This is a genomic window from Nocardioides pacificus (assembly GCF_054775955.1).
Window position 1 is genome coordinate 593518 of sequence record NZ_BAAHCI010000005.1, and the last position, 13597, is coordinate 607114.

Annotated in this window: 13 protein-coding genes; 10 read left to right on the forward strand and 3 right to left on the reverse strand. The window is 72.0% G+C overall.

Annotation, left to right across the window (positions count from 1 at the left end; translation table 11 throughout):
* Positions 1-41 precede the first annotated feature (41 nt).
* Complete coding sequence (locus tag ACYU7L_RS05385) at positions 42-2264, reverse strand: MMPL family transporter (RefSeq protein ID WP_460794266.1); 2223 nt, start codon at positions 2262-2264, stop codon at positions 42-44.
* A gap of 84 nt (positions 2265-2348) precedes the next feature.
* On the opposite strand from ACYU7L_RS05385, the gene ACYU7L_RS05390 reads away from it, so the two are divergent.
* Positions 2349-2864 carry a MarR family transcriptional regulator gene (locus tag ACYU7L_RS05390; protein ID WP_460794267.1) on the forward strand — a complete coding sequence of 172 codons (516 nt, stop codon included), beginning with the start codon at positions 2349-2351 and terminating at the stop codon, positions 2862-2864.
* Positions 2865-2886: 22 nt separating this feature from the next.
* Here ACYU7L_RS05390 and ppgK read toward each other — a convergent pair whose 3' ends face one another.
* Positions 2887-3636, reverse strand: a complete 750-nt coding sequence (gene ppgK / locus ACYU7L_RS05395) for a polyphosphate--glucose phosphotransferase (RefSeq protein WP_460794268.1) — start codon at positions 3634-3636, stop codon at positions 2887-2889.
* A gap of 153 nt (positions 3637-3789) precedes the next feature.
* On the opposite strand from ppgK, the gene ACYU7L_RS05400 reads away from it, so the two are divergent.
* From ACYU7L_RS05400 to ACYU7L_RS05440, 9 genes are all read left to right on the forward strand, one after another.
* Positions 3790-4821, forward strand: coding sequence for an ATP-binding cassette domain-containing protein (locus ACYU7L_RS05400; protein ID WP_460794269.1), 1032 nt, complete (start codon positions 3790-3792; stop codon positions 4819-4821).
* On the forward strand, positions 4818-5579 hold the full coding sequence (locus tag ACYU7L_RS05405) for an ABC transporter permease (protein ID WP_460794271.1): 762 nt from the start codon (positions 4818-4820) through the stop codon (positions 5577-5579). Before ACYU7L_RS05400 ends, ACYU7L_RS05405 begins: the two co-directional genes overlap by 4 nt.
* 201 nt (positions 5580-5780) lie before the next feature.
* Positions 5781-7466, forward strand: a complete 1686-nt coding sequence (locus tag ACYU7L_RS05410) for a vWA domain-containing protein (protein WP_460794273.1) — start codon at positions 5781-5783, stop codon at positions 7464-7466.
* Positions 7467-7630: 164 nt separating this feature from the next.
* Positions 7631-9094 carry a fatty acid desaturase gene (locus ACYU7L_RS05415; RefSeq protein WP_460794275.1) on the forward strand — a complete coding sequence of 488 codons (1464 nt, stop codon included), beginning with the start codon at positions 7631-7633 and terminating at the stop codon, positions 9092-9094.
* Positions 9091-9282, forward strand: a complete 192-nt coding sequence (locus tag ACYU7L_RS05420; RefSeq protein ID WP_460794277.1) for a ferredoxin — start codon at positions 9091-9093, stop codon at positions 9280-9282. Before ACYU7L_RS05415 ends, ACYU7L_RS05420 begins: the two co-directional genes overlap by 4 nt.
* An 81-nt stretch (positions 9283-9363) precedes the next feature.
* Positions 9364-10005 carry a TetR family transcriptional regulator gene (locus ACYU7L_RS05425; RefSeq protein WP_460794278.1) on the forward strand — a complete coding sequence of 214 codons (642 nt, stop codon included), beginning with the start codon at positions 9364-9366 and terminating at the stop codon, positions 10003-10005.
* 134 nt (positions 10006-10139) lie between these two features.
* Positions 10140-11429 carry a M15 family metallopeptidase gene (locus ACYU7L_RS05430; RefSeq protein ID WP_460794279.1) on the forward strand — a complete coding sequence of 430 codons (1290 nt, stop codon included), beginning with the start codon at positions 10140-10142 and terminating at the stop codon, positions 11427-11429.
* A 37-nt stretch (positions 11430-11466) separates the two neighbouring features.
* On the forward strand, positions 11467-11802 hold the full coding sequence (locus tag ACYU7L_RS05435) for a YnfA family protein (protein WP_460794280.1): 336 nt from the start codon (positions 11467-11469) through the stop codon (positions 11800-11802).
* A gap of 118 nt (positions 11803-11920) precedes the next feature.
* The gene (locus ACYU7L_RS05440) at positions 11921-12889 is read left to right on the forward strand and encodes an NADPH:quinone oxidoreductase family protein (protein ID WP_460794281.1); all 969 of its coding nucleotides are present in this window, start codon (positions 11921-11923) and stop codon (positions 12887-12889) included.
* Between the two features lie 18 nt (positions 12890-12907).
* Here ACYU7L_RS05440 and ACYU7L_RS05445 read toward each other — a convergent pair whose 3' ends face one another.
* The gene (locus ACYU7L_RS05445; protein ID WP_460794282.1) at positions 12908-13567 is read right to left on the reverse strand and encodes an NUDIX hydrolase; all 660 of its coding nucleotides are present in this window, start codon (positions 13565-13567) and stop codon (positions 12908-12910) included.
* Positions 13568-13597: the final 30 nt, after the last annotated feature.

A 13597-nucleotide genomic window follows, 5' to 3' on the forward strand; every position in this document is an offset into this window, starting at 1 on the left:
GCAGGCGGCATAACCCCGCGTTACAGCTGGGGTGGGGGTCGCTACGCCGGCACGGGCGCGGGCTGGTCCTCCTTCGCCGCGTCGCGGGTGTCGACCTTCCTGGGCCACCAGAAGCGGTCGCCGAGGGCCACGGCCAGGGCCGGGACGAGGACGGTGCGGACGAGCAGGGTGTCGAGCAGGACGCCGATGCAGATGACGACGCCGAGTTGAGCCAGTACGACGAGCGGCAGCACGCCGAGCACCGCGAAGACCGCCGCGAGCAGGATCCCGGCGCTGGTGATGACGCCGCCGGTGGCGGTCAGGGCGCGCAGCATGCCCTGTCGGGTGCCGTGCTCGGCGGCCTCCTCACGCGCACGGGTCACGAGGAAGATGTTGTAGTCGACGCCCAGCGCCACCAGGAAGAGGAACGCGAACAGCGGTGTCGACACATCCAGCGCGGCGAAGCCGAAGACCTGGGTGAACAGCCACCACGAGACCCCCAGGCTCGCGGCGTAGGTTCCGAGGACCGTCGCCACCAGCAGCAGCGGCGCGACGAACGAGCGCAGCAGGGCGAAGAGCGCCAGCAGCACCAGCCCGAGGATCAGCGGCAGGATCACCAGCCGGTCGCGCCCGGCCGCCTCCCGCTCGTCGAGCGACTCGGCCTCCGGCCCGCCGACGTAGGTCTCGTCGTACGACGCGAGCGCGTCGCGCAGCGAGCCGACGGCGTCCCGCGCCTCCGCCGAGCTGGGGTCGGCGTCGAGGACGACGTCGATCTGCGTGATCCCGGCGCCCTCCGTGGAGAGCCGCGCCGAGGCGACGCCATCGGCCGACGTCGCGGCGTCGAGGACCTCCTGGCCGTCCGCGCGGGTGAGCACCTGGGTGGGCTGGGAGGTGCCCGCGGGGAACGACTCGGCCAGCCGCTTGCTGGCCGAGATCGCCTCAGGCTCGTCGAGGAACTGGTCGGCGGTGCCCAGCCCGATCTCGATGCGGAACAGTCCGACGGCCATCACCGCGAGCAGGGCGAGGGTCACGCCGACGAACGCCAACGGTCGGCGGGCGACCTGGTCACCCACGCGACGCCACAGCGAGGTGTTGGACTCGACCAGCGCGGCGTCGCCCTCGTGGGGCACGCGCGGCCAGAACACCCAGCGCCCGAAGAGCACGAGCGTGGCCGGCAGCACGACCAGCACGAAGACGGCGGCGACCACGATCCCGACGGCACAGGCGAGGCCGAGCCCGCGGGTCGTGGGCGTCACCGACAGCAGCAGCGTGAGCACGCCGATGACGACGGTGGAGGCGCTGGCGAGCACGGCCTCGGCCGTACGGCGCAGCGCGATCGCCATCGCCGCGTTGCGCGAGTGATGGCTGCTCAGCTCGTCGCGATAGCGCGAGATCAGCAGCAGGGCGTAGTTGGTGCCCGCGCCGAAGACCAGCACGGACAGGATGCCGACGGTCGACTCGTCCCACTTCACGTCGAGTGCGGCCATCACCTGGGTGGCGAGGATCGCGGCCAGCCGGTCGGCGATGCCGACGATCGTCAGGGGGATCAGCCAGAGCACGGGGCTGCGGTAGGTGATGACCAGCAGCAGGGCCACCACGCTCGCGGTGACCGTCAGCAGCCGGAAGTTCGCGCCGTCGAAGACCGCGGCGAGGTCGGCCTGCACGGCGGCCGGCCCGGTGACCTGGCCCTCGACGCCCTCGGGCAGTGCCTCGTCCACCTTGTCGCGTAGGTCGCCCACGATGTCGGCGGTGTCGGAGGCCGTGGAGGAGTCGACGGGTACGACGAGCAGCGCCGCCGTGCCGTCCTCGGACGGGGTGACCGGCGGGCCCTGCTGGCCGCCCTCGGGTCCGCCCGCCGGTGCGCCCTCGGGTGCGCCTTCCGCTCCGTCGGGAGCACCGCCACCTCCGGGAGTGCCCTCGCCAGCACCCTCAGCTCCTCCGGCAGCGCCGAGCAGCTCGCCGGCGGTCGACGTCAGCTCCTCGAGGGCACCGGCGGAGAGCTCGCCCTCCTTCGCGGTCCACAGCACGATCGCGACCGACGAGTCCTCCTCCGGCAGCTGGTCGCGCAGCTCGGTGGCCAGCGTCGAGTCCGCGTCCCGCGGCAGGGAGTCGGTCGAGGCGGCGTCGCGCTCACCCTCGCCGAGGAAGCCGAGCATCGCCACGGCCGCGAGGATCGGGACCAGGGCGACGATCGCCGCCGTACGCCTTCCGGTGATGAAGCCGGTGACGGCGTCGGCGATGCGGCCCGCGAGCGATCGCTCGGCGTGCTGACGGGTCTTGGTCATGCGGTCTCCCGGTGGATGAGCTGGGTGGTGACGAGGAGGGCGGAGTAATGTGTAACAAGATTAGTCGCTAAGTTGGTGAATCAAATGTCGGACCGATCCATTCCCAGTGGTACCCCGCCATCTCGCCCTGCCACGACGTACGCCGCGGCGTGGGGGCCCAACGCGACCCTGCTCGCGCTGCGCGAGCTCGTCGACAAGGGCGGCGAGCTGCGTCGCGTCGTCTCGCGGCGCGCCAAGATGAACGACCGGGAGTTCAGCGCGGTCGAGCACCTGACCCGCGAGTCGCTCGGGCCCGCCGAGCTCGCGCGTCGTCTCGAGGTGAGCTCGGCCGCCTCCACCGGCATCGTCGACCGACTCGTGGAGCGCGGGCACGTGGAGCGTCAGCCTCACGCCGGGGACCGGCGCCGCACCGAGGTCCACCTGACGCCGTCGGCGCGCGAGGAGGTCCTCGGCCACCTGCTGCCGATGTTCCGCGCGCTGGCCGAGGCGGATGCGGAGTTCACCGACGAGGAGCGGGCCGTGGTGGAGCGCTACCTGCGCGGAGCGATCGCGGCGATGGACGCCGTCATCGAGGAGCAGCGGGGCACGCCCGAGCCGTGACGCGCCCGGTGTCGGTGGTGCGTCAGCGACTCGCGAAGAGCGCCGCGCCGACCACGCCCGCCTTGTTGAGCAGGGTGGCCGGGACGATGGGCGTGTCGAGGTCGAGCAGCGGCAGGAACTCCTTGCTGCGCTTGCTGATCCCGCCGCCCACCACGAACAGCTCGGGGGAGAAGAGCCGCTCGAGCGTCTGGTAGTAGGTGCTCAGCCGCTCGGCCCACGCCTGCATCGACAGGTCCTCGCGGACGCGCGCGCTGTTGGCGGCGCGGCTCTCGGCGTCGAAGCCGTCGATCTCGAGGTGGCCGAGCTCGGAGTTGGGGATGAGCACCCCGTCGTGGACCAGCGCGGAGCCGATGCCGGTGCCGAGGGTGGTCACGATGACCAGCCCGTCCTGGCCGCGCGCCGCGCCGTACGTCACCTCGGCCAGGCCGGCGGCGTCCGCGTCGTTGACGACGTGGACCTCGCGCTGCAGCGCCTCGGTGAAGATCTCGTCGGCGTTGGCGCCCACCCAGGAGTCGTCGATGTTGGCCGCCGAGTGGACGTGGCCGTGGCGCACGATCCCGGGGACGGTCACGCCGACGGGGGCGTCGGACGCGGGCAGCTTGGCGACCAGCTGCTGCATGACCGCGGCGACCGCCTCCGGCGTGGCCGGCTGCGGTGTGGCGATCCGGACCCGCTCGCTGGCGAAGTCGCCGACCTCGAGGTCGACGGTCGCCGCCTTCATGCCGGTGCCGCCGAAGTCGATGCCGACGGGAAGTCCGTTCCTTGTGCTCATGGGTCCATAGGACCATGCGCTCGTCTGCGTACGACGGGTGATCCGGTGCGTGGCGATGAGTCCCGGGGTCGGCGCCGGTCTCCTCTGCGATATCCGGATCGCCCCCGCTCGACGCCGAGCACGGGCGGCCACGGAGGAGCACCAGGAGGCCAGATGATCCGAGCACGCGGACTCGTGCAGACCTTCCACACCGGGCAGGGCAGGAAGAGGCAGGAGGTGCGCGCCGTCGACGGCGTCGACCTCGACGTGGCCGAGGGGGAGGTGGTCGGCTTCCTCGGCCCCAACGGCGCAGGCAAGACCACCACCCTGCGGATCCTCACCACGCTGCTGCGTCCCACGGCGGGCACCGCCACGGTCGCGGGGTACGACGTGGCGACGCAGTCGCTGCAGGTGCGGCGCAGCATCGGCTACGTCTCACAGGTCGGGTCGACCTTCTCCGGCGCCTACGCCGGCGACGAGGTCGTCGACCACGGGATGCTCTACGGCCTGTCGCGCCGCGCCGCGACGGCGAAGGGCAAGGAGCTGTTCGACCAGCTGCAGCTCGACGGGCTGTGGCGGCGGATGCCGAAGAACATGTCGGGCGGTCAGAAGCGCCGTCTCGACATCGCGATGGGCTTGATCCACGAGCCCGGACTGGTGTTCCTCGACGAGCCGACGACCGGGCTCGACCCCCAGGCGCGCGCCAACCTGTGGGACCACATCCGCGGGCTGCGGGAGCGCAAGGGGGCGACGGTCTTCCTGACGACGCACTACCTCGACGAGGCCGACGTGCTCGCGGACCGGATCATGATCATCGACCAGGGCCGCATCGTCGCCAGCGACACCGCCGACAACCTCAAGGCGCAGGTGTCGGGCGACCTCGTCGACCTCGAGGTCACCAGCCCCGACGGCCTCGCGGTCGCTGCCGAGCGTCTGGGCAACGTCGCGGAGGCCGTCAGCGTGGAGGGCCATCACGTGCGCGGACGCGTCCAGCGCGCCGGGCGCGTCGTACCCCGGCTGCTGCGCGAGATCGAGGCCGGTGGCGTGACGCTCGAGTCCATCGAGGTGCTGCGACCGACACTCGACGACGTCTTCCTCACCCTGACCGGGCGCACCCTGCGCGACGCGGAGAACGCCGGTGACGACACCTCCTCCGCGGCCGCGAGCGACCTACCCGAGCGCACCCTCGAAGGAGCCGAGCGATGACCTTCTTCCGCGACGCCGCGATCGTCTTCCGTCGCCAGATCCGGATGAACCTGCGCAACCCCGCGTGGGTGCTGATCGGCGTGATGCAGCCGGTGCTCTACCTGCTGCTGTTCGGTCCGCTGCTCAAGCCGCTGGTCGGCTCGTTCGGCCTGGAGACCGCCAACCCCTACACGTTCCTGGTGCCGGGCCTGCTGGTGCAGCTGGGCATGTTCGGGGCGTTCTTCGCCGGGTTCAGCCTGATCGGGGAGTGGCGCGAGGGCGTCATCGAGGCCGAGCGGGTGACGCCGGCCAACCGGACGGCGCTGCTGGCCGGGCGGCTGATGCGCGACCTGCTGCAGCTGCTGGTCCAGGCCCTGATCCTGGTCGGCCTGGGCTACTGGATGGGCATGCGCGGGTCGGTCGGCGGGGTGGTGCTCGGCGTGCTGCTGACACTGCTCGTCGGGGGAGCCTGCGCCGCCGCCTCGCACGCGCTGGCGCTGACCACGAAGAGCGAGGACGTGATGGCGCCGGTCATCAACATCGTGATGATGCCGGTGCTGCTGCTGAGCGGCATCCTGCTGCCGATGACGCTCGGTGCGGCCTGGCTGCAGCGGACGAGCGACTTCATGCCGTTCCGCTGGATCGTCGACGCTGTGCGCGACACGTTCGTCGGCGACTTCGCGACGTCCGCGGTGCTGTGGGGCACGACCTGGGCGGGCGTGCTGTTCGCGCTCTCCGTGTGGTGGGGGACGGCGGTCTTCCGGCGGGAGAACGCCTGAGGGCGACGGCTGTCACGCCGTACGACGTGGGGCCGCCGGGGCTGGGCGACCCGTCACCGGCTCCGCGACACGCCGCGAGAATGGTCGAGGGAGTGACGGGTCGCGGAACCGGGGGGTGGCGTCTCGCGTCCCACCTGCATGAACAGGCGAACCCTTCACTCCCCTTCCTCGCGCCGGGCCCGGGCCGGTGCGACACTGGCCGTGTCCGCTCTCGTGGGCAGCCTGGCGCTGGCCGGCTGCAGTGACGACGGGCCTGATCCCGCCCCTGCTCCGGGGCCCGGCGGCGCGGGGCGCGGGATCGACGCTCGCGCCTACTTCGAGGACTACGAGTCCGGCGAGGACGACGACGGGGTCCTCTACTCGCAGAGCCAGCCCGAGGCGTACGCCGACGGTGCGGCCCCCGGCAGGTCGTCGGGTGGGGTGCCCGGGTCCGTGGTGCCGGGGCCTGGGCTGCCGGGGCCGCCGCCCGGGCCGGGCGAGGACAACGTCTTCGTCGAGGCAGGGACCAGCGGGTTCGTCGAGACGTCGCAGGACGCGCGCTCGACGTTCGCGCTCGACGTCGACTCCGGCTCCTGGGGCGTGGCGCGGACGCTGCTCGAGGCGGGAGAGCAGCCGCCTCCGGCCGCGATCCGGGTGGAGGAATGGGTCAACGCACAGCCGCACGCGGACCCGGTGCCGACCGACGCCGACCTCGCGCTCAGCACCGAGACGGGCGTCTCGCCCAGCGCCGACGACACCCAGCTGGTGCGCATCGGCGTCACCGCCCGCGAGGTCGCCCCGGCGCAGCGGCGGCCGGTCAACGTCACGCTGGTGGTCGACCGCTCCGGCAGCATGGACATCCGGGAGCGCCTCGGCCTGGTGAAGGCCTCGCTCGCCCTGCTCGCCGACCAGCTGCGCGACGACGACATCGTCTCCGTGGTGTCCTTCGAGGACCAGGCCACGCCGATCCTGGAGCCGACGAAGGTGCGCGACACCGACGCGCTGCTCGAGGCCATCGACGAGCTGAAGCCGGGCGGCAGCACCAACCTGGTGGCGGGGCTCGAGCTCGGCTACGAGCAGGCGCGCGAGTCGTTCCGCGAGGAGGCGACCAACGTCGTGCTGCTGGCCTCCGACGGCGTGGCCAACGTCGGTGTCACCGGGCCGGACGCGATCACCGAGCGGATCGCCGAGGAGAGCGCCGACGGCATCCACCTGGTCACCGTGGGCTTCGGGATGGGCAACTACAACGACCACCTGATGGAGCAGCTGGCCGACCGCGGCGACGGGTTCTACGGCTACGTCGACGACTTCGAGGAGGCCGAGCGGCTCTTCGTCGACGAGCTGACGACCACGCTCGTCCCGGTGGCGGAGGACGCCAAGGCGCAGGTCAGCTTCGACCCTGAGCGCGTCTCGTCGTACCGGCTGATCGGCTATGACAACCGGGCGCTGGCCGACGAGGAGTTCGTCGACCCCGGCGTCGACGCGGGCGAGCTCGGGTCGGGGCACCACGCGACCGCGCTCTATGAGGTGCGACTGGCCGACGGCGTCGCGGACGGCGAGAGCATCGGCGAGGCGCAGCTGCGCTGGCGCAGCCCGGATGGCAGTGCGGCTGGGGGTGGCGGCGGGCAGCAGCAGGCGTCGATCGACCTGGTGGCGGCCGACCCGCAGAGCCCTCCGTCGCCGGCCTGGTCGCTGGTGGCGGCCACCGCCGACCTCGCGCAGGTGATGAAGGGCGCCGCCCCGGTCGCCGACCGTGGCATCACCATCGACGACCTCCGCGGTCGGATCGACCCGCTGGTGGCCGACGAGGTGCCGGGCGCCGAGGAGCTGCTGGCGCTGCTGGAGCTGGTGGAGTCGACGGTCGGCCTCGAGGTGGACCCGGAGCAGGACGAGCCCGGCCCGCAGTGACCGCTGCCTGACCTCTGCTTGTTCAGATGCGGGGCTTTACATCTGCGCACCCCTTGTCAAAGCGGTTTACAAACCCTAGGGTCCTGTAAACCAATCGACCGCGCGTCGTCCGACCCCCGTGGGTCGGCGGCACCAGCATCATCGACCAGGCAAGGAGGCCCGCCATGGCCGCAGAGCAGCGTCCGGACGCCCGCCCGGGTCGTCGTACCGCCGACGGCACCGGGGTGATCCCCACCGGCTCGACCGAGCAGTGGAAGGACCGCAAGCGCTACCTGTGGCTGATCGGTCTCGTGGTGCCGTCGCTGGCCTTCCTCGCCATGGGCCTGCACGCCCTGACCGGCTGGGGCGCGTGGTTCTGGATCGGGCCGGTCGTGGTGCTCGGCGTCGTCCCGACGATCGACCTGCTCACCGGGCTCGACCGCTCCAACCCGCCGGACGACGTGATCGAGGAGCTCGAGAACGACCGCTACTACCGCTGGATCACCTATCTCTTCCTGCCGATCCAGTACGCCGGCTTCGCGGCGGCGTTCTGGCTGATCGGGACCGGTGACCTCTCCTGGGTCGACAAGCTCGGCCTGGCCACGACGATCGGCGTGATCGGCGGCATCGGCATCAACACCGCCCACGAGCTGGGCCACAAGAAGGAGAGCCACGAGCGCTGGCTGTCCAAGATCGCGCTGGCGCAGAGCTTCTACGGCCACTTCTACATCGAGCACAACCGCGGCCACCACGTCCGGGTCGCGACCCCCGAGGACCCGGCGAGCAGCCGGCTCGGGGAGAGCTTCTACCGGTTCTGGCCGCGCACGGTCGTCGGCTCGCTGAAGAGCGCCTGGCGCCTGGAGAAGCGGCGCTACGCCCGCAAGGACCAGCACCCGTTCCGCCTCGGCAACGACGTCCTCAACGCCTGGGTGATGTCGGCGGTGCTGTGGGGCGCGATGGTCGCCTGGCTCGGGGTCGCGATCGTGCCGTTCCTGGTCGTGCAGGCGGTGGTCGGCTTCTCGCTGCTCGAGGTCGTCAACTACATGGAGCACTACGGGATGCTGCGCCAGAAGGTCGGGCGCCCGGGCAAGGAGCGCTACGAGCGCGTCGAGCCGCGGCACAGCTGGAACTCCAACAACATCGCCACCAACGTGCTGCTCTACCACCTGCAGCGCCACAGCGACCACCACGCCAACCCGACGCGTCGCTATCAGACCCTGCGCGACTTCGAGGAGTCCCCGGTGCTGCCCACGGGGTATGCCGGGATGATCGTGCTCGCCCTGATCCCGCCGGTGTGGCGCCGGGTGATGGACAAGCGGGTGCTCGCCCACTTCGGCGGCGACGTCACGCTGGCCAACATCCAGCCCGGCAGGCGCGAGCAGATCCTCGCGACGTACGGCGCCCGGGTGGTTGAGCCGGTCCCCTTGCCGGTGGTCGAGGAGCGAGCGCCGGCCCCGGTGGTCGAGGAGGTGATGGCCGCCCGCTGCCCCGGCTGCGGCTACACCTACGAGGTCGAGTCCGGCGACGAGCACGAGGGGTTCGCGGCCGGCACGGCGTGGGCCGACATCCCCGACTCGTGGTGCTGCCCCGACTGCGGCGTACGCGACAAGGTCGACTTCGTCGCGCTCACCTCGGAGGCCTCACGATGAGGATCGAGGTCGACCGGGAGCGCTGCGAGGGCCTGGGCATGTGCGAGGCGATGGCCCACGAGTTCTTCGAGCTCGACGACGACGAGGTGATGCACGTCCTCGACGAGAGCCCCGCCGAGGAGCACCGCGCCCAGGTGAGCGCCGCGGTCAAGAGCTGTCCCGTGCTGGCCCTCTCCCTGACGGGCTGAGCGGGACTCGGCGGGACCTCGGCGGTGGGATCGGCGGTGGGATCGGCGGTGGGAAAGAAGGGGGTCCCTAGACTGGCGGCCGTGTCCTCCTCTCCCGCTGCCGAGCCCCAGCCTGCGCCCGACGGCCGGAGTCCGGGGCGGGCCCGTCCCGGCCACCAGCGGGTCCTGCGCGAGCGGATCGTCGAGGCGGCCGTGCTCGCCACCACCGAGCAGGGCTGGGCGACGGTCACGATGGCCAAGCTGGCCGACCGGGTCGGGGTCAGCCGGCAGACGGTCTACAACGAGATCGGCTCCAAGCCCGCGCTCGCCGAGGCGATGGTCTTCGCCGAGCTCGAGCGCTTCCTCGGTGTCGTGAGCGAGGCCTTCGACGCCCACCTCGGAGACCTGGTCGCGGCGATCCGCGCCGCCTCGCGCGGCGTACTCGAGCTGGCCGAGGACAACCTGCTGCTGCGCGCCGTCGTCTCCGCGACCCACGGCGCCGACACCGAGCTGCTGCCCCTGCTGACCACCAACGCCGAGTCGCTGCTCGCCACCGCCAAGGGGGTGATCGCCGAGCGGCTCTCGTCGTACGACGTGACCCTCCCGGCCCGCGAGCTCGACGCCTGTATCGACATGATCGTCCGCGTCGTGCTCAGCCACGTCATGCAGCCCTCCGGCACCCCCGCCGACACCGCCGCCGGCATCGCCTTCGTCGCCGCCCGCGTCCTCACGCCCGCCGCCTGACCCGCCCGCCCACCCCGCCCCCGCCCCATGTAACGCGGGGTTATCCGACCTACCTCAGCGCTATATCGCTGTGGTGGACCGGATAACCCCGCGTTACATGGGGGCGGGTTACCCTCGTGTCCGGGGAGGCGGTCATGCGAACGGGAGCACGTACGTCGCGCCGCGGGGGCAGTGCCGTCGCGGTGCTGGGCCTCGTCGCGCTGACGCTCGTCGCCTGCGGGGACAAGGACGCGGAGCCGGACGCATCGCCGACCGGAGCGGCCGAGTCGTCGGCGTCCGGCGGGGCGGCGGCGCGGCCCGGGACCGGCGATCCCAGCGCGGCGGCCAGCGTGGAGCCGGGTGCCTCGTCGAGCGCCTCCGGCACGCCCGCCCCGCCCTCCGACTATGCGATGGACCCGCCCGGCCCGCTCGAGGACACGCTGCTGCCCGCGGACATGCTCGTCTACAGCCAGGAGCCCCTCAGCGACGAGATGGTCGACGAGATCGGTGCGCTCAAGGGGATCTCCGAGGTCGAGCAGCTCTCGCTGTCCCAGGTCGCGGTCGAGGATCGGGTGCTGATGCTCGCGGCCGTCGACCCCGCGTCGTACCGCCGCTTCACGCAGCGCGAGAGCGCCGGCCTCCAAGAGATCTGGGACCGCGTCGCCGGCGGCGAGATGGCGATCACCCCGCACCTGGGGAAGCGGCTGCAGGACGACGCGGGCTACGTCCAGCTGGGCAACGACGCAGACGCCCCGCAGCTGCACATCGGGGCCTTCGCCCCGCAGGTCCCGCAGATCGACGCCGTGGTCAACCAGCGCTGGGCCGAGGCGTTCGGCATGAAGGCCGGCAACGCCGTGCTGATCTCCACCGAGCGGCTCACCTCGCCACAGTCGGTGCGCGAGTCGATCGAGAAGATCGCCGGCGACAAGGCCTCGGTGCAGATCCTCGGGCCCGACCTCGACATCAGCGCCCAGCAGACGGCGTTCCTGACCGGTGGCTCGGTGGCCGCGGCGGTCGGGACCTTCAGCTATGGCGTCATCGGCGGCGGGCGGATCGCGCCCGACCCGGCGTGGGTGAAGGCCAACATCCGCACCGAGGCGGTCCCGATCCTCGGCAACGTCACCTGCCACAAGGTGATGCTGCCGCAGTTCCGCGCGGCGCTGACCGAGATCGCGTCCACGCCCGGGCTGGCCGCGAAGATCCACCCCGACGAGTACGCCGGCTGCTACTACCCGCGCTTCATCGCCAACTCGACGTCGCTGTCGCTGCACTCGTTCGGCATCGCGGTCGACCTCAACGTGCCGGGCAACGGCCGCGGCACCAAGGGCGAGATCGACCGCACCGTGGTCTCGATCTTCAAGAAGTGGGGCTTCGCCTGGGGCGGCGACTGGAGCTGGACCGACCCGATGCACTTCGAGATGGACCGGATCGTCCAAGCTCGTTGACGGGCTCGTTGACGGGCGCGCTGACACGATAGGGACCATGACCGTCACCCGCTCCCTGCTGCTCTTCGCGATGGCCGCGCTGCTCGAGATCGGCGGCGCCTGGCTGGTCTGGCAGGGGATCCGCGAGCACCGGGGCTGGCTCTGGGTCGGGGCCGGCGTGCTCGCCCTGGGCGCCTACGGCTTCGTGGCGACGCTGCAGCCCGACGCCAACTTCGGCCGCATCCTCGCGGCGTACGGCGGGGTGTTCGTGGCCGGCTCGCTCGCCTGGGGGATGGTGGTGGACGGCTTCCGCCCCGATCGGTACGACGTGGTGGGTGCGCTGGTCTGCCTGGTCGGGGTCGCGGTGATCATGTACGCCCCCCGCAGCGCCTGAGCGCGCACCTGGGCCCGCACCTGAGTCCGGCTCACCTGAGCGCCCAGCGCCCAGCCCAGTGTCCGTCGTGCACTGCGCCCAACGCTCCGGGTGGCGCCCCGTGGTTAGGCTCGCCCCCATGCGAGCAGCCCAGGTAGTCACTCTCACCGGTCCCGCCGACGTCGTCGTCCAGGACGCCCCCGAGCCGGTCCCCGGCGCCGGAGACGTGCTGATCGACGTCCATCGCGTCGGCATCTCCTTCCCCGACCTCCTGCTGAGCAAGGGGCAGTACCAGATGAAGCCCGAGCCGCCGTTCACCCTCGGGGTCGACGTCGCCGGCACCGTGGTCAGCGGCCCCGAGGGCTTCAACCCCGGCCAGCGCGTCGTGGGCGTGGTGCCGCACGGCGGCGCCGGCGAGCGCGCCGTGGTCCCCGCGATGTTCACCTTCGCCCTGCCCGACACGCTCTCCTTCGACGAGGGTGCGGCGCTGCCGATGAACTACCTCACCGCCCACTTCACGCTCGCCGAGCGCGGCAACCTCCGCAAGGACGAGACCGTGCTCGTGCACGGCGCCGCCGGCGGGGTCGGCACCGCGAGCATCCAGGTCGCCAAGGGGTACGGCGCGCGGGTGATCGCGGTCGTCTCCACCGAGGAGAAGGCCCAGCTCGCGAAGGCCGCCGGGGCAGACGAGACCGTCCTCCTCGAGGGCTTCCGCGACGCGGTCAAGGAGCTCACCGGCGGGGTCGGCGTCGACCTGGTCGTCGACGTGGTCGGCGGCGACGCGTTCACCGACTCCCTGCGCATCCTCGCCCCCCAGGGCCGGCTGATGGTGGTCGGCTTCGCGGCCGGCGCAGGCATCCCCGAGGTCAAGGTCAACCGGCTGCTGCTCAACAACGTCGACGTCCGCGGCGTCGGCTGGGGCGCCTACGCGATGACCCGGCCGGGCTACATGCAGGAGCAGTGGGCCGACCTGGTGCCGATGATGGAGTCCGGCGTGATCAAGCCGCCGATCGGTGCGTCGTACGCACTCGAGGACTTCGGCCAGGCGCTGCAGGACATGGACGACCGGCTGACGCTGGGCAAGTCCGTGGTGCGGGTGCGCGACTGACGGGGCAGCAGGGTCTGCTCAGGTGTGGGTGAACCGCGGCTGGGTCAGGTGCGCCACCGGCAGGTAGCGGCCGAGCACCAGCTCGCGCAGCTGCAGCAGCATCGCGCCGGTCGGGGCGTGGACCCGGTCGTGGTGGCTCAGCCGCATCTGGAGCACCTGCCCGCCGTCGGTCTCGTCGACCCAGTTGACGACGTAGTCGGCGACCAGCCGGGCGATCGGGAACGTGTGCACCGAGCGCACCTCGACGGCGTCCGCCACCGGCGCCCAGCCCATCGGCGCCACGACGACGTGGGGCGTGATCCGGAAGCCGGAGACCGTCGGGAGGTCGTCGAGGACGCCCAGCACCCGCGCGGTGGCGGGGTCGAGCCCGACCTCCTCGTGGGCCTCGCGCAGCGCCGCGTCGCGCAGGGACTCGCCCTCGTCGACCTTGCCGCCCGGCAGCGCCCACTGGCCGGCGTTGCGCCCGCGTCGCGCGCGGCGGACCAGCACGAACGACGCCTCTTGTCCCGCCTCCTGCGGGTCGAAGAGGATCACGCACACCGCGGCCGGGCGCAGCGCGTCGTCGGCCCAGGAGGGCCAGAAAGGCGTGTCGGGCCGCGGGCGCTGCTCGTCCGTGGCGAGGCGCGCGAGCTGCGCAGCCAGCCGAGCTGCTACCGCCTCGAGCGACGTCAGTGTCATCGTGTCTCCCGCCTGCCGCGCGCAGGCTAT